Genomic DNA, 20,745 nt, shown 5'->3' on the forward strand with positions numbered 1-20,745 from the left:
GCTTCCCTCATTTAAGGCTTCCACGGGGTTGCGAAGGAGGCCGAGGGACGGCCTTCCGCTTCGCGGGCGGCTTCCAGCGCGGCGATCTTCCCGTCGATGACGCGGCGGTCGATCATGCCGTGCGGGTTTTCGCGTGTCGGCATGGTCTCGGCGACATGCAGGTACCGCTCCTGCGCCACCGCATAAAGCCGGCGCAGCTCCTTCAACGGATCGGCATGGTCGTCGGCATTGATGCGCAGCCAGGGATAGTCCTGGTCGCGATAAAGGACGAGTGCCGCGGACTGCTTGCCGCGCTTGTCGCCGCCGGCGGCTTCTCCCGCATCCATGGCGTCGAGCAGGCGTTCGGCAAGCGGCGCGCCGGCCGAAGCCCTCTCCTTATAGACACGCAGGGTTTCGGCGATCACCTGCGGACCAGCCAGCATATTGCCGGCGACCGAGACGTTGTCGTCCACCAGATGCCCGGCCCAATCGACGCAGATTTCGCCGGTATAGGCGGCATTGCGGCCCTCAGCATCGATCAGGTGGAACTGGCGCTGCCTGCGCCCGTCGTCGCGGGCCGTCAGCGTTTCGATGATCTCTTCCGGCGACCTGCCTTCTTCGAGCAGCTTCAGACCGTCCGTGCCGTAGAGCGGGCTGACGAAGGCCTGCGTGGCGACGGCCCCCACCCTGCCCTTGACATGCGGCACGGCGGCGCCGACCGCGAAGAAGCGGCTGGCGACGGCAACCCCGAAATGGCCGGTCTCGGGATCGCGTGCGACGATCGACCAGGTCATGGCTATCTCCCCACCGCATAGGCCTGCATGAGGCGCGGCGTCGCCGCCGCCCGCATCAGTCCGTCGGCATCGCGGCGTGCGGCCGTCAGACGGCCGACGCTCCACGGATCGGCCACAGTCACCTGATGGCCGCGGCGGCGAAGCTCGGCCAGAACCTCCGGCCCGACATTGCTTTCCACCATGATATTGCCCGGCTCGCGGGTGCGCGGGTAGAACGAGCCCGGGAAATGGGTCGTGTGGAAGAGCGGCATGTCGATCGCCGCCTGCAGGTTCTTTTTGTGGTGCACGTAGCGCAGGAAGAAGGGAAGCTGCCACTGGTCCTGCTGGTCGCCGCCGGGCGTGCCGAAAACCAGCGTCGGGCGGCCCTGGTGCAGCGCGAGCGACGGCGTCAGCGTCGTGCGCGGACGCTTTCCCGGTTCCAGCGAGGTCGGCAGGCCCGGCTTCAGCCAGAACATCTGGGCACGCGAGTTCAGCGCGAAGCCGAGACCCGGCACGATCGGCGAAGACTGCAGCCAGCCGCCCGACGGCGTGGTCGAGACCATGTTGCCCCAGCGGTCGATGACGTCGATATGGACGGTGTCGCCGCGCTTTTCGGTAAGATGCGACATGGTCGGCTCGTAGACCGCGCCCTTGCCGCTCACCTCGCCCAGCATCGCCATGGTTAGATCGAGCTGATGGTCGTAACCCGGCACGCGGCCGGGGCGAAGATCCAGCGAGGCTTGCCCGCCGATCAGCTTGCGGCGCTCGGCATTGTAACCTTCCGACAGCAGGTATTCGGCCGGGATCTGCGCGAAATCCGGGTCGCCGTAATAGACCTCCCGGTCGGCATAGGCGAGCTTCATGGCTTCCACGACGACATGCACGAAGTCGGCGCCGGACGGGTCCATGGACGAAAGATCGAAGCCTTTCAGCAGCGCCAGAGACTGCAGGAGCACCGGCCCCTGCCCCCAGGCCGGCGTCTTGGCGACGGTCCAGTCGTGATAGTCGTAGGTCTGCGGCGCCTCGACCGTCGCTTGCCAGCTCGCCATGTCCTGCGCCGTCAGCACGCCCCTGTGGCGGGAGCCGCTGGCGTCCATGACCTCGGCGGTGCGGACATAGGCGTCGATCGCCTCGGCGACGAAGCCGCGGTAGAAGGCATCGCGGGCGGCCTCGATCTGGTTTTCGCGGCCGCTCTTCGCCTCGGCCTCCGCGACGACGCGCTTCCAGGTTTCGGCCAGAACCGGGTTCTTGAAGTTGGAGAGCGGCTCCGGAGCGGCTCCGCCCGGAAGCCAGGTCGCGTAGGAGGTCGGCCATTCCTTCTCGAAGAAGCCCGCGAGCCCCTTGATGGTGGCCGAGACGCGGGCCAGCACCGGATGGCCGTTCTCGGCGTAATAGATCGCCGGCTCCAGCACGTCGCGGACGCTCATCGTGCCGTAGTCGCGCAGCATCAGCATCCAGCCGTCGAAGGCGCCGGGAATGACGGTCGCGAGCAGGCCGTCGCCGGGGATCATCGCCAAGCCTTCGGAGGTGTAGTGCTCGATGGTCGCGCCCGCCGGCGCCGGCCCTTGCGCGCAGATGACCTCGACCTTGTCCTTCTTCTTCGAATAGAAGATCGCCGGCATGTCGCCGCCCGGACCGCAAAGATGCGGCTCGACGATCTGCAGCACGAAGCCGGTCGCGACCGCCGCATCGAAGGCATTGCCGCCCTTTTCGAGGATCGACATGCCGACCGCCGACGCGATCCAGTGGGTCGACGTCACGACCCCGAACGTGCCGAGGATTTCGGGCCTTGTGGTGAATTCAGTCATTCTCGGAAATCCTTTTTGAAACCCATGCTTCGCCCGGTCACTACGCCTCGCGGGGATCCAGCGCGTCGCGCAGGCCGTCGCCCAGAAGATTGAAGCCTATGACGACGAGGAAGATTGCGATACCCGGCCACAGCGCCATCCACGGCGCCTGGCTCAGGAAATTCTTGGCGACGTTGAGCATCGATCCCCAGGACGGCGCCGGCGGCTGCTGGCCGAGGCCGAGGAAGGAAAGGCTCGCCTCGGCGATGATGGCGGTGGCGATCGTCAGCGTCGCCTGCACGATGATCGGCGCCACGACATTCGGCAGGATGTAGCGGACCATGATCTCCACATGGTTCAGGCCGACGGCACGCGCGCCCTCGACGTAATCTTCCGTCTTGACCGCCAGCACCTGGCCGCGCGTCAGCCGCACGAAGATCGGCATGGCGGAGAGCCCGATCGCGATCATTGCGTTCATCAGGCTCGGCCCGAGGAAAGCCGCCAGCGCGATCGCCATGATGAGAAAAGGCATGGCGAGCAGCGCCTCGGTGATGCGCGAGATCACCATGTCCACCCAGCCGCCGAAATAGCCGGAGACGAGGCCGAAGGGCACGCCGATGCAGACCGCGATGGCGACGGAGAAGACGCCCGCCATCAGCGAGGCCTGCGCTCCCCAGATCATGCGGGAGAGAATGTCGCGGCCGAGATCGTCGGTGCCGAGCCAGTGCACGGCGGACGGCGCCTTGCGGATCGCCGACCAGCTCGTGGCGACGGGATCGATGATCGGCAGGACGGGTGCCGCGGCCGCCAGGACGGTGAAGAACAGGACGATCGCGGCGCCGACGAGCGCCGACTTGTTGCGCTTCATCTTGCGCCAGGCGCGGCTCTGCTCCCGCTTCGCCGCCACGGAGGGCACGGCTTGGTCCATCGTGGTCATAGGGTCGCCCTCAGACGCGGATTGAGCAGGACATAGAGCACGTCCGCTATCAGATTCATGAGGATGAAACCGACCGCCGTGCAGAGCACCACGCCCTGCACCACCGCATAATCGCGGTTGAAGACCGCATCGACGATCAGCTTGCCGAAGCCCGGAATGGTGAAGATCTGCTCCGTCAGCACGGCGCCGGCGAGCAGCTCGCCGAAGAGCAGCGCCGACAGCGTGACGACCGGCAGCAGCGCGTTGCGGAAGCTGTGGCTCAGCACCACCTCGCGCGGCGAAAGCCCCTTGGCGCGGGCGGTGCGGATATAGTCGGCGCTGAGCACGCCGACCATGGCCGAGCGGGTGTGGCGCATCAAGGTCGCGGCGAGCGCGTTGCCGAGCACGAAGGCCGGCATGATCATGGTCTGAAGCGAGCGGACGGGATCGACGAAGATCGATTCGTAGCCCGAGGCCGGCAGCCAGCCGAGCTGCACGGAAATCAGCAGGATCAGCATGATGCCGAGCCAGAAATTCGGGATCGAGAGGCCCGACAGCGCGACGATATTGGCGATGTAATCGATCGCCGTGTTCTTCTTGACCGCCGCCAGGATGCCGATCGGAATGCCGATCAGCATGGCGAAGAACATCGCCATGACGGCGAGCTGGATCGTCACCGGCAGCTTCTGCAGGATCAGCTCCAGGACCGGCTGGTTGGTGCGCAGCGAGATGCCGAAATCGCCGGTGAGCACGCCGCCCAGCCAGTAGAAATATTGCACGACGACGGGATCGTTCAGCCGGTACTTGTCGCGCAGGAATTCGATGACCGCCGGATCGCGCTCCTCGCCGGCCATGGCCAGGATCGGATCGCCCGGCAGCAGCTTCTGCAGCGAAAAGACGAAGACGGAGATGATCAGCAGGGTCGGGATCGCGACCAGGAGACGCTTTCCGATGTAAACGGGCATGGTGCCGCCCCCGTATTTGCAAACGCGTTTCAAAGTGCCTGGGAAAGGTGCCGCATGGGAAAAAACCCACGCGGCACAAGCGGTCAGCCTTTCTTGACGCCCTGCAGGCGGATCATGCCGTCAGGAGAAGGCACGAAACCTGTGACGCTCTTCTTGTAAGCCCAGATCCACGACTGGTGGCCGAGATAGATGACCGGCAGCTCGTCGTTGAGGATCGCCGAAGCGGCATCGTATTTCTGCTTGCGGACCGCATCGTCGGTCGAGGCGCGTGCTTCGTTCAGCAGCTTGTCGACTTCGGGGTTGCAATATTTGGTATCGTTGATGCCGCCCTTGCAGGTGATGAACTGGTGGATATTGCCATCCGGATCGACACGGCCGGACCAGTCGGAGCGGCTGAGCTGATAGTTGCCGCGGGTCTGCTCGTCGAGAAGCGTGGCGAATTCCGTCGATTTCAGGCTGACGTCGAAACCGGCTTCGGCGACCATCGACTGGACGATCTGCATCATCTGCTGCGCGACCGGGTTGTTCGGTATCTGCATTTCGATCGGAACTCGGTCGAAACCGGCTTCCTTGATCAGCGCCTTGGCCTTCTCCATGTCGCGGGCCGGCACGGGCAGCGCCTTGTTGAACCACGGGCTGTTCGGCGGGAACGGCTGGTTGCCGCCGACGGCGGTGCCTTCGTAGACGATCTGGTTCAGCGCATCGCGCTCGATCGCCAGCGAGAAGGCCTGGCGCAGGCGCTTGTCCTTGCCGAACGGGTTGTCGGCGCGCGGGCCGTTGCCGATATTCGCATAGAGCGCCATGTAGCCGATGTTGACGACGGAATCGAAACCGAGGTTCGCGTCGGACTTGACGGCGGCCACGTCGGTCGGCGCCAGGCGCTCCATGAAGTCGAGATCGCCGGACCGAAGGTTGGCGAGACGGACGGTGGTATCCGGGATCGGCAGGTAGGTGACCTTGTCGATGAAGATCTTGTCCTTGTCCCAGTAGTCGGCGAACTTTTCGAGCACGATACGGTCCTGCTGGACCCGCTCGACGAACTTGAACGGGCCGGCGCAGACGGGCTTGGAGCCGAAATTGGCGCCGAGCTCCTTGGCGGCCGCCGGCGAGACGATCATGCCGGCGCGGTCCGAAAGCTGCGCCAGCAGCGTGACGTCAGGTGCCTTCAGCGTGAACTTGACTTCCAGCGGACCGGTCGCCTCGACCTTGGCGACGGAGGCGAGCTCGCTCTTGCGGCGGGATTCCGGCAGGTTGATGTTGCGCTCGATCGTCGCGACCACGGCTGCCGCATCCAGCGCCGTGCCGTCGTGGAACTTGACGCCGTCGCGGATCTTCATGGTGAGTTCCTTGGCGTCGGCGGACCAATTCCACTCGGTCGCAAGCTGCGGAACGATCTTCAGGTCCGGCGAAACGTCGACCAGCTTGTCGCACAACGCCGTATAGACGATGCGGCCCACGAACGTGCGGGACTGGGCCGGATCGAGAACGTCGGCATCGTCCTGGAGGCCGATGCGAAGTTCCGCGGACATGGCCGGAAAGGCGAACAGCGCGCCGGCAAGCAGCGCGGTCGTCAACTTGGTAAGTCGCTTCATTGTGATCATTCCTCTCTTGGTTTCAGACTGTCTTCTGTCTCGGCCGGTTTGCCGGCTTCTCACGCGGTCGCGTTCTGCGCCCGGAATCCTTCCGGATCATCCTCGGTGTCGGAATTTGGAATGGTGTGATCGTGCTCCATGGAGGTCGCCCGGATGAGCCGTTCCTGCAGGGTCAGCATGTGTTCGCGCATCGCCTCGCCGGCTCGCGCCGGATCGCGTGCGGCAATCGCCTCGATGATGTTCTTGTGCTGCGCGTAGGAGACCTCGAACGCATTCTTCCCGGAGCGGGCACGCTCGCGGACCGCCCGCCATGCCTCGTCCTGCCGCACGCGGTTGATCACGTCGAAAATGGACAGGAACAGCCGGTTGCCGGCGCTCTGGGCGATCAGCCGGTGCAATGCGCCGTCCCAGAGTTCGCGGGCGTCCGCATCGCTGCTTTCGATGATCTTCCGGGCAAGCTCCCGCATCTTTTCCACATCACGCGGCCTGGCGCGCATGGCGGCAAGCTGGGCGAGCTGCGGCTCGATCCTGAGGCGAACCTCCATCAGCTCCATGAAATCGGTGCCGGCGACGATATCGCCAAGATGCTCGCTGAAACGGTGGGGACGTTCGCCGACAAACGTCCCCGACCCCTGGCGGCGCCAGATCAGGCCTTCCGCCTCAAGCACTTCCAATGCGCGGCGCACCACCCGACGGCTTATCCCGAGCATCTCGGCCAATGCCCGTTCCGTCGGCAGGCGCCCTTCCGAACCAAGCTCTCCCGCCCCAAGGAGCTCCCTCAGGCGGTCGAGCGCATAGTTCGAGTTGTCGTGAGCCTCGCCTGTTTTCCCCTGTACCATTTTCTGGACCAATTTTTAATTGGTTCCAATGGATGGCATTTCCGGCCCTGCGTCAAGGCAATTTTTCGGCAATTTCCGCGATGCACAAAATCTATGCAGAACGACCGGAATCGAGGCTTGAATGCACCGCAATCAAAACTTTAGAATAGGCGGCTACAAGAGAAGCGAGAGCGCGGCCGCATTGCGGCGGCGGGCATTTTCGAAGCGGAGCATTTCATGAACCAATACGACCTCATCGTCGTCGGCAGCGGACCGGCCGGTCGCCGGGCAGCCATTCAGGCGGCCAAACTCGGCAAGAAGGTCCTGGTCGTCGAACAGGGCAAAAGGGTCGGCGGCGTCTCCGTGCATACCGGCACGATCCCGTCGAAGACGCTGCGCGAGACCGCTCTCAACCTTTCCGGCTGGCGCGAGCGCGGCTTCTACGGCCGGGCCTATCGCGTCAAGCAGGAGATCAGCGCGGAAGACCTGCGCCGCCGCCTCATCATCACCCTCGATCACGAGGTCGAGGTGCTCGAGCACCAGTTCGCCCGCAATCGGGTTCAAAGCATTCGCGGCAAGGCCACTTTCGTCACGCCCGATACGCTGGCGATCGCCAAGGACGACGGGGAGATCCTGCACGCCACGAGCAAATCGATCCTGCTTGCCGTCGGCACCAAGCCCTTTCGCCCGGACTACATGCCCTTCGACGGCAAGACGGTCGTCGACAGCGACGAACTGCTGGAAATCGAGGAACTTCCCCGTTCCATGGTCGTCATCGGCGCCGGCGTCATCGGCATCGAATATGCGACCATCTTCTCGGCGCTCGACACCGCGGTCACCGTCATCGATCCGAAGCCGACCATGCTCGACTTCATCGACAAGGAGATCGTCGAGGATTTCACCTATCAGCTGCGCGACCGGAACATGAAGCTGCTGCTCGGCCAGAAGGCCGAGAAGGTCGAGCGGCTTCCCGACGGCAAGGTTTCGGTTCAGGTCGACAGCGGCCGCCGTATCGTCACCGACATGGTGCTCTTCGCCGCCGGTCGCATGGGCGCCACCGACACGCTGAATCTCGCCGCAGCCGGGCTCGAAGCCGACAGCCGCGGCCGTCTCAAGGTCAATCCGGAAACCTTCGAGACCTCGGTTCCCGGCATCTACGCCGCCGGCGACGTCGTCGGCTTCCCGAGCCTTGCTTCGACCTCCATGGAACAGGGCCGCATCGCCGCCCGCGTCGCCGTGGGCGCAATCGCCAAGGAGCCGCAGAAATATTTCCCCTACGGCATCTATGCCGTGCCGGAAATCTCCACCTGCGGCCTGACGGAGGAGGAGATGAAGGAGCGCGGCATTCCCTACGAATGCGGCATCGCCCGCTTCCGCGAGACTTCGCGCGGCCATATCATGGGCCTCGACACCGGCCTCCTGAAACTGATCTTCTCGCTGAAGACCCGCCGCCTGCTCGGGGTGCATATCGTCGGCGAAGGGGCGACCGAACTCGTCCACATCGGCCAGGCCGTCCTCAACCTCAAGGGCACGGTCGAATATTTCGTCGAGAATACGTTCAACTATCCCACGCTTGCCGAAGCCTACAAGATCGCCGGTCTCGACGCCTGGAACCGCATGGGCGAGCTGCCGAAGGAAGCCCCGGTCGCGACCGCCCAGCCGCTCGACACCACCGCGACCACGACCGTCACGGCGGACAAGAAAAAAGCCGCCTCGAAGTGAGGCGGCTTTCCGGTCTTTCCATATGACAATGGCCCCTTCCGGGGCCATTTTCCTGCGGTTAACGCGAATAGAATTCGACGACCAGCTGCGGTTCCATGACGACGGCGTAAGGCACGTCGGACAGGCTCGGAACGCGAGCAAAGGTGGCAACCATCTTGTTGTGGTCGACTTCGATATAGTCCGGAACGTCGCGCTCTGCGAGCTGGACGGCTTCCAGTACCGAAACGAGCTGCTTCGACTTCTGGCGGACTTCGATCACGTCGCCGGCCTTGCAACGGTAGGAACCGATGTTGACCCGAACGCCGTTGACGGTCACGTGGCCGTGGTTGACGAACTGGCGGGCGGCAAAGACCGTCGGCACGAACTTGGCGCGATAGACGATCGCGTCGAGGCGCGATTCCAGGAGGCCGATCAGGTTCTCCGACGTGTCGCCCTTGCGGCGGTTGGCTTCGTCATAGATCGCGCGGAACTGCTTTTCGCGCAGATCGCCGTAATAGCCCTTCAGCTTCTGCTTGGCGCGCAGCTGCACGCCGAAGTCGGAGAGCTTGCCCTTGCGGCGCTGGCCGTGCTGGCCCGGGCCGTATTCACGACGGTTGACCGGGGACTTCGGACGGCCCCAGATGTTTTCGCCCATACGGCGGTCAATTTTGTACTTGGACGATTCGCGCTTGCTCATCGCATTTCCTTCTCAAACGGTTGCACCGGTTTGCTGCCAAACCGGATCAAGGAAACACGCCCTCCTCTGAACCCCGATTTAGAGGCTCTGACAGGTTTCTCACGAAAGCGATCGGAGAGAACCACGGGACATGTCAAATGAAACACCGGGCGTTGAAGCCCGGCGTTGGCGGGGTCTTTAGGCCGCGGATGAAAAAATGTCAACCGGCTCTTGAACCGGCCGGCTGGAACAACGATCTAGCGGACTGGGTTCCGGGCCCCTCTGGCGTATTCCGGACATACGTGATGTCGGACCCTCTATAAAGCCAACCTCGTCCGGATAAGGTTGACTGATGGACTTCCTGTTTTTGGATTTTCTCGGTACGCCCGCATGGATGTGGGCGCTCTTCCTCTCGCTCGTCCTCGCATTGCTCGCTCTCGACCTCGGCGTCCTTCACAAGGAATCGAAGGAAATCGGCGTCAGGGAAAGCATGTGGATGTCTGCTTTCTACATCGCGATAGGTCTCGCCTTCGGCGGCTGGATATGGTTCCAGTCCGGCCAGCAGCCCGCGGTCGAATATCTCACCGGCTTCGTCGTTGAGAAAAGCCTGGCGATGGACAACATCTTCATCATCGCCATGATCTTCTCCTATTTCGCCATACCGCGACAGTACCAGCACCGCGTGCTGCTCTACGGCATCCTCGGCGTGATCGTGCTTCGCGGCATCATGATCGCCGGCGGTGCCGCGATCGTGGAGAACTTCCACTGGGTTCTCTACCTCTTCGCCGCCTTCCTGCTCTTCACCGGCATCAAGATGCTGATCTCCTCCGACCACAGCGAGGAGGATATCGGCAACAACGCGGTGCTGAAATTCCTGCGCAGGCGCCTGCCTGTCACGCAGGGCCTGCGCGGAGAGAGCTTCTTCGTACGCGAAAAGGACAAGACCGGCAGGCTGAAGACCTTCGTGACGCCACTCTTCCTGGCGCTCGTCATGGTGGAGCTGGCGGACCTCGTCTTCGCGGTCGACTCCATCCCGGCGATCTTCGCGATCACCACGGACCCGTTCCTGGTCTACACCTCGAACATCTTCGCGATCCTCGGTCTGCGCGCGCTCTATTTCGCGCTTGCAGCCCTGATGCACCGCTTCGCCTATCTCAAATACTCGCTGGCGGCGGTGCTGATCTTCGTCGGTTCCAAGATTTTCGTGGCCGACATGCTGGGGATCGCGAAAATCCCGCCGTCCATCTCCCTCGGCGTCACGGTTTCGATCCTGGCGGCCGGCATTCTCGGCTCGCTCTGGGCGACCCGCAAGGAAAACGAAGTGACCTGACATGAAGCCGGCTCTCCCGCCCCTACCTGGCGGGGGAGCTATTCGGCAGCCGCCCTCGCCTCGCCCTCGTCCGGCGCATCCGCATTGCCGGGCGCGGTCTCGGCCTGCAAATCCGGGAAGGCGACGATACGCTTGCCGGCAAAATCCGCATGCACGACGATCAGGCCCTGCTCCTCGAAATAGCCGAGCAGACGCCGCGCGCGCCGTGCCGAATGCGTGCCGTAGGCGCGCGCTATGCGGGCGTCCGAAGGGCACTCCTCGCCGGCAATCGCGGCCTTCGCCATCATCAGGAACACGCCCTGGAGGTCGTCCGAAACGCCGGACGAAAGCGAAAGCGCCGTCTGCCACGCATCCCCGGCTGCGGTCTCCGCATCCACGCCGGACCGGGCGATCGCCACGCGGCGGCGGAACTCGGAAAGCGAGAGCGGCGGCCCGGGCAGGCGACGCATGCGGGCGCGGACCAGAAAATCCTGATAGAGAACGGAATCCGTCCGGTAAGCCGATTGCGGGTCGTCGAGAATTTCCGACAGCACGGCGGAAAGCCGCTCCTCCCGCTCCTCCGGCGAAAGTTCCGGCTGCGGGGCGCGCGCTTCCTGCGGTGCGGGCGCAGCCGCCGGCGTCGAGCGCGAGAGTTCCGCGAGGATATCGGTGGTGGGGCGCGGCTGCGGCGGCGCGCGGCGGACGATCGGCCGGGTGAATTCCTCCGGATCGGGCGTGAAGATCAGGTCCTCGACATCCTGCGGCGCATCCGGCAGCGGCATCAGCTTGGGGCTCGACGAGCGCGCGGAGGTTTCGACCGAGCCGATGACGATCGGCAGCGGACGGCGCGACAGGGCCGGGCCGAGAGCGACGAAATTGCCGCGCTTCAGGTCGCGGAACATTTCCGCCTGGCGGCGGTCCATGCCGAGCAGGTCGGCGGCGCGGGCCATGTCGATATCGAGGAAGGTGCGGCCCATCAGGAAGTTCGAAGCCTCCGCCGCGACGTTCTTGGCGAGCTTCGCCAGCCGCTGGGTGGCGATGACGCCGGCAAGACCGCGCTTGCGGCCGCGGCACATCAGATTGGTCATGGCACCGAGCGACATCTTCCGGGCATCCTCGGAAACATCGCCGCCGACGGAGGGCGCGAACATCTGCGCCTCGTCCACCACCACCAGCACCGGATACCAGAATTCGCGGTCGGCATCGAAGAGGCCGTTGAGGAAGGCGCCGGCAGCCCGCATCTGTTCCTCGATATCGAGACCTTCGAGCGTCAGAACGCAGGATACGCGGTTCTTCCGAATGCGGTTGGCGATGCCGGCAAGCTCGGCTTCGGTGCGCTCTCCGTCGACGACCACATGGCCATACTTGTCCGAAAGGGTGACGAAATCGCCTTCCGGATCGATGACGACCTGCTGCACCCAGGGAGCGGACTGTTCGAGCAGGCGCCGCAGAAGGTGCGACTTTCCCGAACCGGAATTGCCCTGCACGAGCAGGCGGGTGGCCAGAAGCTCCTCGATATCGAGCTTGGCGGGATCGCCCCCGGCCACAGTTCCCATATCGATGCCGACCTGCAATGCAATTCCCTCGTCTGCCGTCTCTTCGCCGTGACTCACCGGCCCCGCGACTCTGCTGCCATAACAGAGACCGGGATTCGTTTCGCCGGGCAAGAGCGAAAATGCACAGGCTTTGGAGCTACTCGAAATTGAGCTGCCAGGAGATGCCGAAGCGGTCGTTCAGCCAGCAGAACTTCCGGCTGAACCCGTAATTGTCGATCGGCATAAGGAACGCCCCGCCTTCTCCGAGAGCGCCGGCCAGCCGCGCGAGCTCTTCCTCCGTGCCGCATTCCACGAAGAAGGAAAAGGACGGCGTGAAGTCGAAGGCGTGCCTGACCGGACTGTCGATGCAATCCACCTGCTGGCCCGCAAGCTCGAAGGTCGCGCGGAACACGCTGCCTTCCGCTCCCATCTCGCCCGGTCCGTAGCGCTTGATATCGACGATCCGGCTTTCCGGCAGCACGGAGGTATAGAAGGTGATCGCCTCCTCGCAACGGCCGCCCTGGAACATCAGGAACGGCCTCACCGATTTCACCGGATTCGGCATGACGTCCTCCTTTTTGATCGGCTCTTAACCGGCGGCCTTTCGATAGAAGGCCAGCGACCCCGCGAGCGCCAGAAGCGCCCCGCCGCAGAGCCGGTCGAGCCAGAGCGCACCCTTCTTCTTCAAAAGATGCACGGCCCGCGAGCCGAGCAGCGCATAGGCGAACATGACCGCGAAATCGACCAGCGCGAAGACGATCGCGAGGATCGCGTATTGCGGCGCCTGCGGCGCATCGGCCGTGATGAACTGGGGCAGGAAGGCCGAGAAGAACAGGTAGCCTTTGGGATTGGTCACCGCCACCAGAAAGCTTTTCAGGAAGACCGATCTCGCAGAGCCCGAGCCTGACGTTACGGAACCTTCCGTAACGTCAAGCGATCCTTTGGAGCGGATAAGCATGATGCCGAGGAAGGCGAGATAGCCGGCACCCAGCCATTTGACGACAGAGAACCAGAATTCGGAAGCCGCAAGCAGCGCGCCGAGGCCCAACGCCACGGCACCGATCAGCACGAAATCGGAGAGCATGGCACCTGCCATGCCCGGCAGCGCCCGTTTGAGCCCGTAACGCGAACCGTTGGTCAGCGCCAGAAGCACGGTCGGCCCCGGCGTCGCAATGCCGATGAAAGCGACGATCGCAAAGGCAAGCAGGGTCACCTCGTTCATAAGCCTTCTCCTACCAGAGGTTTCTGCCGTCGATGACCGTATGCGGCCATTCCTCGGCATCGAAATCGTCGAACAGCCTTGCATTCACGCCGAAGCGGCGCGTCTTGCCGTCCCATGTCCCGTCCAGCTGGAAATCCGGGCTGTCGCTATAGGTCGTGCAGCCGCAGGTGCCGCAGAAATGATGCGCCACCAGTTTGGAGTTCCAGCGGTAGACCCGGTCGCTGGCGGGGTCCGCCTTCACATGCACCCGCTTCGGTTCGTAATAGGCGTAAAGTGTGCCCCGCCTCGAGCAGAAGGTACAGGTGCAGCGGGTGAGCGCCTGCGGCAGCTCGCCGTCGATCTCGAAAATCGTTTCGCCGCAATGGCAACGTCCCGTCAGCATCTGCTCCTCCTCCCAGATGAAAGCTTATGCGGCGGCGCGCTTGAAACCGATCGAAAGCAGGCCGGCCCCGATCATCAGCGAACCGCCGGTGCGGTTGACGATCCTCTGGACCTTCGGCTTGCGGATCTGGTTGCGCGCCAGCGCTGCCAAGAGACCATAGAGCGTCGCGTTCAACGTCGCGAGCGTCAGGAAGGTGATCTCGAAGATCGCCATCTGCAGGAAGAGCGGCTTCGAAAGATCGAGGAACTGCGGCAGGAAGGCGACGAAGAAGACGATGCTCTTCGGATTGAGCGCCGTCACCGCATAGGCATGCAGGAAGACGCGGAAGGGCTTGGCCGACTGCGTCTCCGCCTCGTCGACATCAGCCGTCCTTTCGGACACCGGAGCGCGCCAGAGCTTGATGCCGAGATAGATGAGATAGGCAGCACCCACCCATTTCAGCACCGTGAAGAGCGCCGCGGAGGTCGCAAGCAGCGCGCCGAGACCGAGCATCGAAGCGGTCATCGCGGTGAAGTCGCCGAGCGCGACGCCGGCGACGGTCGCGGTGGCGACCCTGCGGCCGTGGCTCAGCGCATAGGAGATGACCAGCAGGATCGTCGGTCCGGGTATCGCGAGCAGGACGGACGACGCGGCGACGAAGGCAAGCCAGTGTTCAAGCGACATTTTCGAAATTCCTCCAGAGAAGGAGGCGAGCAAGCCACCGAATTTCAAGCTTGGCAAGGGGTGTTTTGAGGAGCCGCCGCCCCTTCCCTGATCCCGACCGCCTGCTATGCCCTCAACCCGAAACCCTGCATCAGCCGCCGGGTCGCGAAATCCGGGCTGCCGGAGGTGAAGACGGCGAAATCGTAATTGTCGGGATGCTCAGCGCCGTCGACGAGCGGCACCTTGCGGCGCGCCTGCCTCGCGATCGCCTCGGCCGGATCGAGCCAGTCGACCGGCCAGGGAGCGAGCCGCCGGAAGACATTCGCCATGAAGGGATAATGCGTGCAGGCGAGCACGACGATGTCGGTCTTTTTCCCGTCCTTGTCGATGAAGCACGGCTCGATCTCCGCCATGACGGCCTCGTCGGAGATCGCCTCGCCGCGGATATAGGCTTCGGCCATGCGCGCGAGATTTTCCGAGCCGACGAGCCGCACATGGCATTGGGTCGCGAAGGACTGGATGAGATCGCGGGTATAGGCGCGCTTCACCGTCCCCGGCGTCGCGAGCACGGAAACGAGACCGGAGCGGGTGCGCTCGGCGGCCGGCTTGATCGCCGGCACCGTGCCGACAAAGGTCATCCCGGGGAATTTTTCCCGCAGATCCGCGCCGGCCAGCGTGAATGCCGTGTTGCAGGCGATCACGCAGACTTCCGGATCGTATTCCTTCAGCAGCTTTTCGAAGAGGGAGAGAATGCGCTCCTTGAGCGCCGGCTCTTCCCAGCCGCCATAAGGAAAACCCGCATCATCGGCGATATAGATGAAGCCGCGTTCCGGCATCAGGACGCGCGCCTCGCGCAGCACCGTCAGTCCGCCGATGCCGGAATCGAACATCAGCACCGGCTTCAGTTCACTCGTCTGCGTCATTCCCCGTATTCTCCCCGATATCCCCTTGGGGATCGCCCGCCTTCTCCTGCTTCGGCCATCGCCGCGGGAAACGGTCGAGCGAACTGATGACGCCCCGGAACACGCTGATCTCCTGTTCCGTAAAACCCCGCCGCGAGATGACGGCGCGCAGGTTGTCGATCATTTTTGGCTTTTTCGCGGGCGGATGAAAATAGTTGCGTGCGTCGAGCGCCTCTTCCAGATGCTCGAACAGGCCGAACAGCTGTTCCTTGGTGGAGGGCCGCTGTCCGACGGCCTGGAAAGGCGTCTCGCCGAGGTCCTCCATTCCCGATTTCATCCATTCGTAGGACATCAGAAGCACGGCCTGGGCGATGTTGAGCGAAGCGAAGGCGGGATTGACGGGAAACGTGACGATCTCGTCGGCGAGCGCCACCTCCTCGTTGGTGAGGCCCCAGCGCTCGCGGCCGAAGAGAATGCCGGTCTTTTCGCCTGCCCGGAATTTCGTCTGCAACGTCGTGGCCGCTATCACCGGCGACCGCACCGGCTTGAAGCCGTAGCGCTCGCGCGCCGTGGTGGCATAGACGAAGTTCAGGTCCCTGATCGCCTCTTCCAGCGTTTCGTAGACCTTGGTCGCGTCGATCACGTGGTCGGCCTTGGAGGCGGCAGCGCGCGCCTTCTCGCTCGGCCAGCCGTCGCGCGGATTGACGAGCCTCAGTTCGGCAAGGCCGAAATTGGCCATGGCGCGCGCCACCATGCCGATATTCTCGCCAAGCTGAGGCTCCACCAGCACGATCGCCGGCCCTTCCGCAATCAGTTCGCGCTCGCTGTTCGTCCCTGACATCTTTTGCTTCCGTCTCAAAATTCGCGCCCGCAATAGCGGTGCAGGCGGCAATCGGCAAGTCTCACGCGGCTGCGGGATAAAGCCTGCTCAGCATCGACCCGATCATTTCGACGCCTATACGGGTGCCGTGCTTGAAGATCGGCAGATGCCGGCCGGCGGCGCTGCCGAGATCGCGTTTGACCGAAAAACATTCCGAGCCGCGCGGGGCGAGCGCATCGACGGTCCGGAGCGCTTCTTCGAGCGAGGCCAGCACCTCTCCCTCCGGCTTGCGCCCCGCCTGCACCGCGTTATGGGCGAAGATGCGCGCCCAATAGGTGGCGCCGAGGAAAATCGCCAGCGTCTGACGCACCTGGCCGGGCCGCGTCACCACCGACCAGGAGGTGCCGAGCGGACGCGCGGCGACCGTCACCTCGCGATAGGCGGCGTCGAGCTTTCGCGACAGCTCGATCACCTCGAAACCACCCTTCCCCTCCTCGACCGCCGCCAGAAGCTGCCGCAGCCCGTCGAACCAGCGCCCGAGCGCCTGATCGAGCGTCGAGCGGGTCGGCGCCGGAAAAACGAGAAAGGCGACCACCGTGCCGGCTATCGCGCCGATCAGCGTCTCCTCGATCCTCAGCCACAGGAGATCGAGGGTCAGCGAGCCGATCAGCCCGTAGATCAGGCAGAGCACGATCGAGATGAAGAAGGTCATCGCCGCATAGGAGACCTGCAGGAAATAGAAGCCCAGGAAGATGCAGAGCGCCACGAGAGGCACCGAAAGGGCCGGCTGGGGACCGATCAGCGTCGCCAGCACCAGGCCGCTGGCGATGCCGGCGAGCGTGCCGATCGACCGCTGCAGCGCCCGGATCGCCGCGTCGCCGCGCGACTTCGTGTTGGTGAAGATCAGGAAGGCGGTCAGCACCGCCCAGAACCAGCGGTCGCGAGACAGCATGAGGCCGAAGCCCATCGCGACGGCCGAGGCCACCGTGATCTGGATCGCGGCGCGGATCTGCGGGTTCCCGAGGGAAAAATCCGGCTTGGCCGCAGGCGGCGGCACGGCACCGTCGATCGTCTCGAACCGGTTTCGGCGCCCCTCCTCTATCACGTCCGCGAGCGCCATCCTCGCCTTCTGCAGCCAGACGAGCGCGCGGGCGCTTTCCGATACCCGCTCGTCGCCGGCGACCGCCGGGCTTGCGGCGATCTTCTCCGCCATATCCAGGTCTTCTTCGATCAGCGCGTGGACGAGCACGAAGGGCGGCGGGGCTTCGAGCGAGAGCACGATCGCGCTTTCGGCGGCGAGATGCACGTCGAAGATCGTCATGGCGAGCCCCGTGACCGGCTCGTTTTCCGGCTCGATCGAGCCCTCCGGCGGCCGCGGCAGGAATCCTTCCGCCATCAGCACCACGTCCTTCAGCCGTTCCTCCAACTGGCGCAGTTCCCGCCGGTCCGCGTCGGTCGAGGACCCGGCGCCCGAAAGGACGGCAAGCCGCATCAGGATGTCGCCCACCCTGCCCTGGATCGCCACGAGGGACTGGAGCAGGTCGCGCCGCCAGTCGTCCGGCAGCACGTAGGTGCGCACCAGATGGCCGGTGACGACCGCGAGCGCCGGGCCGATCGCGCCGAGCGGCAGGTCGGCGAGGCCCGGCCTCAGATAAGCGCCCATGAAATAGGAGGTGAAGGCGAACATGCCGACCGCGAAGCCGCGCGGCCCGTAGACGCGGCCGACGGTGGCGCAGAGGATGACCACCAGGAACATCGGATCGGAAATATAGCGCCAGTCCTCCAGCGCCGCGGCGAGCCCGACGCACAAGAGGCTCACCACGCCGCCGATCAGCCGCGTCTTCAACTGCTCGGCCGGCAGCCGGTCGCGCACCGCCACGCCGCCTTCGATCGAGAGGATGATGGCAAGCCCGTAGGCGATCGAAGGCAGCGCCAGGCCGGCCAGATGGATCGCCGCCAGGCAGGCGACGGTCGCCACGACCGTCAGCGTCACGCGTCCGGCCATGCGGAAGCGCGACAGCGCCGGATCGTTGGCCAGCAGCCAGTCCCTGATCTTGGCGGCAAACCTCATCAACCACCCCAGGCGGGCGACGGTGCCCGCTCACCGGAATGGAATATATCCCTGTGGATGGATTCGGCGAGCCTGCTCATGCGTTCCGGAAGGACGGTCATTCGCCCTTGGCGATCGACTGCATCTCCTCGATCACCGAATCCCGCTCACCGTCGGCGACGCGGTGGATATCGTCGATCACCGGCTTGCCGTCCTCGTCGATCACGTCGAAATGCACTTCGCTGACGCTGTCCTTGACATCCGCCTCGTCGACGCAGGTCCACATCTTGAAGGTGACGGTCACGTCCGTCATGCCGCTGGCGCCCGCGCCCGAGTTCATCTTGACCTCCTGCAGCGGACAGCCGTCCTGCGAGCTGGTGATGACGTCGTAGCCGAAGGGGTCGCCGGGCTGGTTGTTCTCGGTCTCGTATGCCGGATGTTTCGCGGCTTCCGCATAGGCGGCCTGGAACCTCTTGCTGAAAAGGCGGGCCAGCGGGTCGGGATCGAAGATGTACTTCCATTCGCTGTCGACGGTGTTCCAGTTGTCCTCGGTGATCTTCATCACCTGCCTGACGGGATCGGTGGCGTCGGCCGCCGCGGCGAAGGTGGAGAGCAGCGAAAAGGCGATGGCGAGCGGCAGGGTCCGCATGGGGAGAATCCGGTTGTTCGAATGAGATGCCCCGGACATTAAACCCGGTTTGCGGTTTGACAAGGGCAATCCTCGGGCAATCCTCCGGGCAATCGCCGAGGTCCTGCGGATGCGCCGCGATTTCTCTCCCGAAAAGCCGCATAGGACGGCCGAATGCCTTTGCGTTCCGGCCCGGCGGTGCTATAGCGCACCCACTGGCGTCCACCCGTCGGGGCGCAAAAGGTCCACTCACGTCCAAGAGGAATTCCATGCAAAAGATCAAGGTAGCAAACCCGGTCGTCGATCTCGACGGCGACGAGATGACCCGCATCATCTGGCAGCTCATCAAGGACAAGCTGATCCTTCCCTATCTCGATCTGGACATCGAATATTACGACCTCTCGGTCGAGAACCGCGACGCGACCAACGATCAGGTGACGATCGACGCCGCCAACGCCATCAAGAGGCACGGCGTCGGCATCAAGTGCGCGACGATCACCCCGGACGAGGCCCGCGTGAAGGAATTCGGCCTCAAGGAAATGTGGAAGAGCCCGAACGGCACGATCCGCAACATCCTGGGCGGCGTCATCTTCCGCGAGCCGATCATCTGCAAGAACGTTCCCCGCCTCGTTCCGGGCTGGACGCAGCCGATCGTCGTCGGCCGCCACGCCTTCGGCGACCAGTACCGCGCCACCGACTTCAAGTTCCCGGGCAAGGGCAAGCTGACCATCAAGTTCGTCGGCGAAGACGGCACGGTGATCGAGAAGGACGTCTTCAACGCTCCGGGCGCCGGCGTCACCATGGCCATGTACAACCTCGACGATTCGATCCGCGAATTCGCGCGCGCCTCGATGATGTACGGACTGATGCGCAAGTGGCCGGTCTACCTCTCCACCAAGAACACCATCCTCAAGGCCTATGACGGCCGCTTCAAGGACATCTTCGAAGAGGTCTACCAGACCGAGTTCAAGGCGAAGTTCGACGAAGCCGGCATCACCTACGAACACCGCCTGATCGACGACATGGTCGCGGCTGCCCTGAAGTGGTCCGGCGGCTACGTCTGGGCCTGCAAGAACTACGACGGCGACGTGCAGTCCGACACGGTCGCGCAGGGCTTCGGCTCGCTCGGCCTGATGACCTCGGTCCTCCTCACCCCGGACGGCAAGACGGTCGAAGCGGAAGCCGCGCACGGCACGGTCACCCGCCACTACCGCCAGCACCAGAAGGGCCAGGAAACCTCGACCAACTCGATCGCGTCGATCTTCGCCTGGACCCGCGGCCTCGCGCACCGCGCCAAGCTCGACGACAATGCCGAGCTCGCGAAATTCGCCTCCACGCTCGAAACCGTCTGCGTCGCGACCGTCGAATCCGGCTTCATGACCAAGGACCTCGCGCTTCTCATCGGTCCCGATCAGCCGTGGCTCTCGACGACGGCCTTCCTCGACAAGATCGACGAGAACCTCCAGAAGGCCATGGCTGCCTGAGCCCGAAAAATCGGCTAAGAACATGCGGCGGAGAGAAATCTCCGCCGTTTTCTTTTGAGGAGCCCGCCTATGCCCGTCACCGTCCGCCCGCTCGAACCGTCCGACCGACCCGCCTGGGGTCCGCTCTTCGAAGCCTATCTTCGCTTCTACGAAACGGTGCTGCCGAAGGAGCAATACGACCTCACCTGGAACCGGCTTCTCGATGATGCCGAACCGATGCACGGCCTCGGCGCCTTCGATGAAAACGGCCGGCTCGTCGGCATCGCGCATGCGATCTTCCACCGCTCCTGTTGGCTGCCGGACTGGACCTGCTACCTGCAGGATCTCTATGTGGAGCTTTCCCAGCGCGGCAAGGGCACCGGCGAGGCGCTGATCGATGCCGTCGCCGAACTCGCCCGAAAGAACAAGGCCGGCCGGCTCTACTGGCTGACGCATGAAAGCAACGCCACCGCGCGGCGGCTCTACGACCGCGTCGCGCAGAACGCCGGCTTCATTCAGTACCGCAAGCCGCTCTGACCGCCGGAGATTTCCGGCCGGTCTTGATTCCGTAACATCCGCGCCCTA

Annotated in this window: 20 protein-coding genes; 4 read left to right on the plus strand and 16 right to left on the minus strand. The window is 64.1% G+C overall.

The features are described 5' to 3' along the window. Window positions 1-11: 11 nt before the first annotated feature. From QTA58_RS22110 to QTA58_RS22135, 6 genes are all read right to left on the minus strand, one after another. Complete coding sequence (locus tag QTA58_RS22110) at window positions 12-773, minus strand: DUF1028 domain-containing protein (protein WP_289670852.1); 762 nt, start codon at window positions 771-773, stop codon at window positions 12-14. 2 nt (window positions 774-775) lie between these two features. Continuing rightward, on the minus strand, window positions 776-2,560 hold the full coding sequence (locus QTA58_RS22115) for a gamma-glutamyltransferase family protein (RefSeq protein WP_289670853.1): 1,785 nt from the start codon (window positions 2,558-2,560) through the stop codon (window positions 776-778). A 40-nt stretch (window positions 2,561-2,600) separates the two neighbouring features. Further along, window positions 2,601-3,476 carry an ABC transporter permease gene (locus QTA58_RS22120; protein WP_289670854.1) on the minus strand — a complete coding sequence of 292 codons (876 nt, stop codon included), beginning with the start codon at window positions 3,474-3,476 and terminating at the stop codon, window positions 2,601-2,603. After that, window positions 3,473-4,420 (minus strand): ABC transporter permease, encoded by a 948-nt coding sequence (locus QTA58_RS22125; RefSeq protein ID WP_085424187.1) that lies wholly within the window; start codon window positions 4,418-4,420, stop codon window positions 3,473-3,475. Before QTA58_RS22125 ends, QTA58_RS22120 begins: the two co-directional genes overlap by 4 nt. 83 nt (window positions 4,421-4,503) lie before the next feature. Continuing rightward, on the minus strand, window positions 4,504-6,012 hold the full coding sequence (locus tag QTA58_RS22130; RefSeq protein ID WP_289670855.1) for an ABC transporter substrate-binding protein: 1,509 nt from the start codon (window positions 6,010-6,012) through the stop codon (window positions 4,504-4,506). Window positions 6,013-6,071: 59 nt separating this feature from the next. Then, window positions 6,072-6,851, minus strand: coding sequence for a FadR/GntR family transcriptional regulator (locus tag QTA58_RS22135; protein ID WP_289670856.1), 780 nt, complete (start codon window positions 6,849-6,851; stop codon window positions 6,072-6,074). Window positions 6,852-7,067: 216 nt separating this feature from the next. On the opposite strand from QTA58_RS22135, the gene sthA reads away from it, so the two are divergent. Beyond that, window positions 7,068-8,552: a Si-specific NAD(P)(+) transhydrogenase gene (gene sthA / locus QTA58_RS22140; protein ID WP_289670857.1), complete on the plus strand. Its 1,485-nt coding sequence runs from the start codon at window positions 7,068-7,070 to the stop codon at window positions 8,550-8,552. Between the two features lie 58 nt (window positions 8,553-8,610). Here sthA and rpsD read toward each other — a convergent pair whose 3' ends face one another. After that, entirely contained in the window at window positions 8,611-9,228 is a 618-nt protein-coding gene (gene rpsD, locus QTA58_RS22145; protein WP_085424184.1) for a 30S ribosomal protein S4, read from the minus strand. Between the two features lie 331 nt (window positions 9,229-9,559). On the opposite strand from rpsD, the gene QTA58_RS22150 reads away from it, so the two are divergent. Then, window positions 9,560-10,537, plus strand: coding sequence for a TerC family protein (locus QTA58_RS22150; RefSeq protein WP_289670858.1), 978 nt, complete (start codon window positions 9,560-9,562; stop codon window positions 10,535-10,537). A gap of 38 nt (window positions 10,538-10,575) precedes the next feature. On the opposite strand, the gene QTA58_RS22155 is transcribed toward QTA58_RS22150, so the two are convergent. From QTA58_RS22155 to QTA58_RS22195, 9 genes are all read right to left on the minus strand, one after another. Continuing rightward, window positions 10,576-12,090: an ATP-binding protein gene (locus tag QTA58_RS22155; protein WP_289673277.1), complete on the minus strand. Its 1,515-nt coding sequence runs from the start codon at window positions 12,088-12,090 to the stop codon at window positions 10,576-10,578. 118 nt (window positions 12,091-12,208) lie between these two features. After that, window positions 12,209-12,616 (minus strand): VOC family protein, encoded by a 408-nt coding sequence (locus tag QTA58_RS22160; RefSeq protein WP_289670859.1) that lies wholly within the window; start codon window positions 12,614-12,616, stop codon window positions 12,209-12,211. A 24-nt stretch (window positions 12,617-12,640) separates the two neighbouring features. Beyond that, on the minus strand, window positions 12,641-13,273 hold the full coding sequence (locus QTA58_RS22165; protein ID WP_289670860.1) for a LysE family translocator: 633 nt from the start codon (window positions 13,271-13,273) through the stop codon (window positions 12,641-12,643). A 10-nt stretch (window positions 13,274-13,283) separates the two neighbouring features. Next, on the minus strand, window positions 13,284-13,655 hold the full coding sequence (locus QTA58_RS22170; RefSeq protein ID WP_085424180.1) for a GFA family protein: 372 nt from the start codon (window positions 13,653-13,655) through the stop codon (window positions 13,284-13,286). A 24-nt stretch (window positions 13,656-13,679) separates the two neighbouring features. Further along, the gene (locus tag QTA58_RS22175; protein ID WP_289670861.1) at window positions 13,680-14,318 is read right to left on the minus strand and encodes a LysE family translocator; all 639 of its coding nucleotides are present in this window, start codon (window positions 14,316-14,318) and stop codon (window positions 13,680-13,682) included. Between the two features lie 104 nt (window positions 14,319-14,422). After that, the gene (murI, locus tag QTA58_RS22180; RefSeq protein ID WP_289670862.1) at window positions 14,423-15,220 is read right to left on the minus strand and encodes a glutamate racemase; all 798 of its coding nucleotides are present in this window, start codon (window positions 15,218-15,220) and stop codon (window positions 14,423-14,425) included. Further along, a complete protein-coding gene (locus tag QTA58_RS22185) occupies window positions 15,204-16,040 on the minus strand; it encodes an RNA methyltransferase (RefSeq protein WP_289670863.1) in 837 nt (278 codons plus the stop codon). The genes murI and QTA58_RS22185 overlap by 17 nt, the downstream gene beginning before the upstream one ends. 61 nt (window positions 16,041-16,101) lie before the next feature. Beyond that, on the minus strand, window positions 16,102-18,090 hold the full coding sequence (locus QTA58_RS22190) for an FUSC family protein (protein WP_289670864.1): 1,989 nt from the start codon (window positions 18,088-18,090) through the stop codon (window positions 16,102-16,104). Window positions 18,091-18,187: 97 nt separating this feature from the next. Next, the gene (locus tag QTA58_RS22195) at window positions 18,188-18,718 is read right to left on the minus strand and encodes a hypothetical protein (RefSeq protein ID WP_289670865.1); all 531 of its coding nucleotides are present in this window, start codon (window positions 18,716-18,718) and stop codon (window positions 18,188-18,190) included. A 248-nt stretch (window positions 18,719-18,966) separates the two neighbouring features. Here QTA58_RS22195 and QTA58_RS22200 point away from each other — a divergent pair, with 248 nt between their 5' ends. Together QTA58_RS22200 and QTA58_RS22205 are read left to right on the plus strand one after the other, a co-directional pair. After that, window positions 18,967-20,181, plus strand: a complete 1,215-nt coding sequence (locus tag QTA58_RS22200; RefSeq protein WP_289670866.1) for an NADP-dependent isocitrate dehydrogenase — start codon at window positions 18,967-18,969, stop codon at window positions 20,179-20,181. Between the two features lie 69 nt (window positions 20,182-20,250). Continuing rightward, on the plus strand, window positions 20,251-20,697 hold the full coding sequence (locus QTA58_RS22205) for a GNAT family N-acetyltransferase (protein WP_289670867.1): 447 nt from the start codon (window positions 20,251-20,253) through the stop codon (window positions 20,695-20,697). Window positions 20,698-20,745 lie beyond the last annotated feature (48 nt).

It is taken from the genome of Neorhizobium sp. CSC1952, from assembly GCF_030378245.1.
Taxonomy (GTDB): Bacteria; Pseudomonadota; Alphaproteobacteria; order Rhizobiales; family Rhizobiaceae; genus Neorhizobium; species Neorhizobium oryzae_A.

Coding starts and splice junctions, on each gene's coding strand:
- QTA58_RS22110 (WP_289670852.1), bottom strand. CDS start 773: ATGACCTGGTCGATCGTCGCACGCGATCCCGAGACCGGCCATTTCGGG.
- QTA58_RS22115 (WP_289670853.1), bottom strand. CDS start 2,560: ATGACTGAATTCACCACAAGGCCCGAAATCCTCGGCACGTTCGGGGTC.
- QTA58_RS22120 (WP_289670854.1), bottom strand. CDS start 3,476: ATGACCACGATGGACCAAGCCGTGCCCTCCGTGGCGGCGAAGCGGGAG.
- QTA58_RS22125 (WP_085424187.1), bottom strand. CDS start 4,420: ATGCCCGTTTACATCGGAAAGCGTCTCCTGGTCGCGATCCCGACCCTG.
- QTA58_RS22130 (WP_289670855.1), bottom strand. CDS start 6,012: ATGAAGCGACTTACCAAGTTGACGACCGCGCTGCTTGCCGGCGCGCTG.
- QTA58_RS22135 (WP_289670856.1), bottom strand. CDS start 6,851: ATGGTACAGGGGAAAACAGGCGAGGCTCACGACAACTCGAACTATGCG.
- sthA (WP_289670857.1), top strand. CDS start 7,068: ATGAACCAATACGACCTCATCGTCGTCGGCAGCGGACCGGCCGGTCGC.
- rpsD (WP_085424184.1), bottom strand. CDS start 9,228: ATGAGCAAGCGCGAATCGTCCAAGTACAAAATTGACCGCCGTATGGGC.
- QTA58_RS22150 (WP_289670858.1), top strand. CDS start 9,560: ATGGACTTCCTGTTTTTGGATTTTCTCGGTACGCCCGCATGGATGTGG.
- QTA58_RS22160 (WP_289670859.1), bottom strand. CDS start 12,616: ATGCCGAATCCGGTGAAATCGGTGAGGCCGTTCCTGATGTTCCAGGGC.
- QTA58_RS22165 (WP_289670860.1), bottom strand. CDS start 13,273: ATGAACGAGGTGACCCTGCTTGCCTTTGCGATCGTCGCTTTCATCGGC.
- QTA58_RS22170 (WP_085424180.1), bottom strand. CDS start 13,655: ATGCTGACGGGACGTTGCCATTGCGGCGAAACGATTTTCGAGATCGAC.
- QTA58_RS22175 (WP_289670861.1), bottom strand. CDS start 14,318: ATGTCGCTTGAACACTGGCTTGCCTTCGTCGCCGCGTCGTCCGTCCTG.
- murI (WP_289670862.1), bottom strand. CDS start 15,220: ATGACGCAGACGAGTGAACTGAAGCCGGTGCTGATGTTCGATTCCGGC.
- QTA58_RS22185 (WP_289670863.1), bottom strand. CDS start 16,040: ATGTCAGGGACGAACAGCGAGCGCGAACTGATTGCGGAAGGGCCGGCG.
- QTA58_RS22190 (WP_289670864.1), bottom strand. CDS start 18,090: ATGAGGTTTGCCGCCAAGATCAGGGACTGGCTGCTGGCCAACGATCCG.
- QTA58_RS22195 (WP_289670865.1), bottom strand. CDS start 18,718: ATGCGGACCCTGCCGCTCGCCATCGCCTTTTCGCTGCTCTCCACCTTC.
- QTA58_RS22200 (WP_289670866.1), top strand. CDS start 18,967: ATGCAAAAGATCAAGGTAGCAAACCCGGTCGTCGATCTCGACGGCGAC.
- QTA58_RS22205 (WP_289670867.1), top strand. CDS start 20,251: ATGCCCGTCACCGTCCGCCCGCTCGAACCGTCCGACCGACCCGCCTGG.